Here is a 2,500-nt window from a genome sequence, read left to right on the forward strand (position 1 = left end):
GCGAACCTGGTGAACTGAAATATCTAAGTAACCAGAGGAAAAGAAATCAACCGAGATTCCGTAAGTAGCGACGAGCGAACGCGGACTAGCCCTTAAGCTGATTTGGTTCTAGGAAAACGCTCTGGAAAGAGCGGCCATAGAAGGTGATAGCCCTGTATCTGAAAGGGCCATTTCAGTGAAGACGAGTAGGGCGGGGCACGTGAAACCCTGTCTGAACATGGGGGGACCATCCTCCAAGGCTAAATACTACTGACCGACCGATAGTGAACCAGTACCGTGAGGGAAAGGCGAAAAGAACCCCGGAGAGGGGAGTGAAATAGAACCTGAAACCGTGTGCGTACAAGCAGTAGGAGCTCCGCAAGGAGTGACTGCGTACCTTTTGTATAATGGGTCAGCGACTTACTGTTCGTGGCAAGCTTAACCGTATAGGGGAGGCGAAGGGAAACCGAGTCTGATAAGGGCGCATAGTCGCGGGCAGTAGACCCGAAACCGGGTGATCTAGTCATGCCCAGGGTGAAGGTGCGGTAACACGCACTGGAGGCCCGAACCCACTCCCGTTGCAAAGGTAGGGGATGAGGTGTGATTAGGAGTGAAAAGCTAATCGAACCCGGAGATAGCTGGTTCTCCTCGAAAGCTATTTAGGTAGCGCCTCATATGTATCCTCTCGGGGGTAGAGCACTGTTATGGCTAGGGGGTCATCGCGACTTACCAAACCATTGCAAACTCCGAATACCGAGACGGACTGTATGGGAGACACACGGCGGGTGCTAACGTCCGTCGTGAAAAGGGAAACAACCCAGACCCACAGCTAAGGTCCCAAATTCACTGCTAAGTGGAAAACCATGTGGAAAGGCACAGACAGCCAGGAGGTTGGCTTAGAAGCAGCCACCCTTTAAAGAAAGCGTAATAGCTCACTGGTCGAGTCGGTCTGCGGGGAAGATTTAACGGGGCTAAGCAGTGAACCGAAGCTTGGGGTGCATAACTTTGTATGCGCGGTAGAGGAGCGTTCCGTAAGCCGTTGAAGGTGGATTGAGAAGTCTGCTGGAGGTATCGGAAGTGCGAATGCTGACATGAGTAACGATAATGCGGGTGAAAAACCCGCACGCCGAAAGCCCAAGGTTTCCTTGCGCAACGTTAATCGGCGCAGGGTGAGTCGGCCCCTAAGGCGAGGACGAAAGTCGTAGTCGATGGGAAGCAGGTTAATATTCCTGCACCTCGCGTAAGTGCGATGGAGGGACGGAGAAGGTTAGGTGTACCAGGCGTTGGTTGTCCTGGGGAAAGGCGGTAGGTTTGGATCTTTGGCAAATCCGGGATCCTCTAAGACCGAGCACCGAGACGAGCCTTTATGGCAAAGTCACTGATACCACGCTTCCAGGAAAAGCTCCTAAGCTTCAGCTTACGCAGACCGTACCGTAAACCGACACAGGTGGGTAGGATGAGAATTCTCAGGCGCTTGAGAGAACTCGGGTGAAGGAACTAGGCAACATGGCACCGTAACTTCGGGAGAAGGTGCACCCTTTTTGGTGGCTCGTGCGAGCTATAGCTGAAGAGGGTCGCAGTAACCAGGCCGCTGCGACTGTTTATCAAAAACACAGCACTCTGCAAACACGAAAGTGGACGTATAGGGTGTGACGCCTGCCCGGTGCTGGAAGGTTAATTGATGGGGTCAGCCGCAAGGCGAAGCTCTTGATCGAAGCCCCAGTAAACGGCGGCCGTAACTATAACGGTCCTAAGGTAGCGAAATTCCTTGTCGGGTAAGTTCCGACCTGCACGAATGGCGTAACGACAGCGGCGCTGTCTCCACCCGAGACTCAGTGAAATTGAAATCGCTGTGAAGATGCAGCGTTCCCGTGGCAAGACGGAAAGACCCCGTGAACCTTTACTATAGCTTTACACTGAACGTTGAGTTCGTCTGTGTAGGATAGGTGGGAGGCTATGAAACCATGGCGCTAGCTGTGGCGGAGCCATCCTTGAAATACCACCCTGTCGTGCTTGACGTTCTAACCTGGGCCCATTATCTGGGTCGGGGACCGTGTATGGTGGGTAGTTTGACTGGGGCGGTCTCCTCCTAAAGAGTAACGGAGGAGCTCGAAGGTACGCTCAGCGCGGTCGGACATCGCGCACTGTGTGCAAAGGCATAAGCGTGCTTGACTGCAAGATCGACGGATCAAGCAGGTAGGAAACTAGGACTTAGTGATCCGGTGGTTCTGTATGGAAGGGCCATCGCTCAACGGATAAAAGGTACTCCGGGGATAACAGGCTGATACCGCCCAAGAGTTCATATCGACGGCGGTGTTTGGCACCTCGATGTCGGCTCATCACATCCTGGGGCTGTAGTCGGTCCCAAGGGTATGGCTGTTCGCCATTTAAAGTGGTACGCGAGCTGGGTTCAGAACGTCGTGAGACAGTTCGGTCCCTATCTGCCATGGGCGTTGGAGATTTGAGAGGGGCTGCTCCTAGTACGAGAGGACCGGAGTGGACGAACCTCTGGTGTTCCGGT

General features: G+C 53.7%; 1 rRNA gene (only partly in view). It reads left to right on the forward strand.

Going from position 1 to position 2,500, the window contains the following annotated elements:
- A 23S ribosomal RNA gene (locus AC13FN_RS03470) occupies window positions 1-2,500 on the forward strand (it extends past both window edges: 172 nt to the left, 207 nt to the right).

It is taken from the genome of Stenotrophomonas sp. 115C5 (assembly GCF_056861055.1).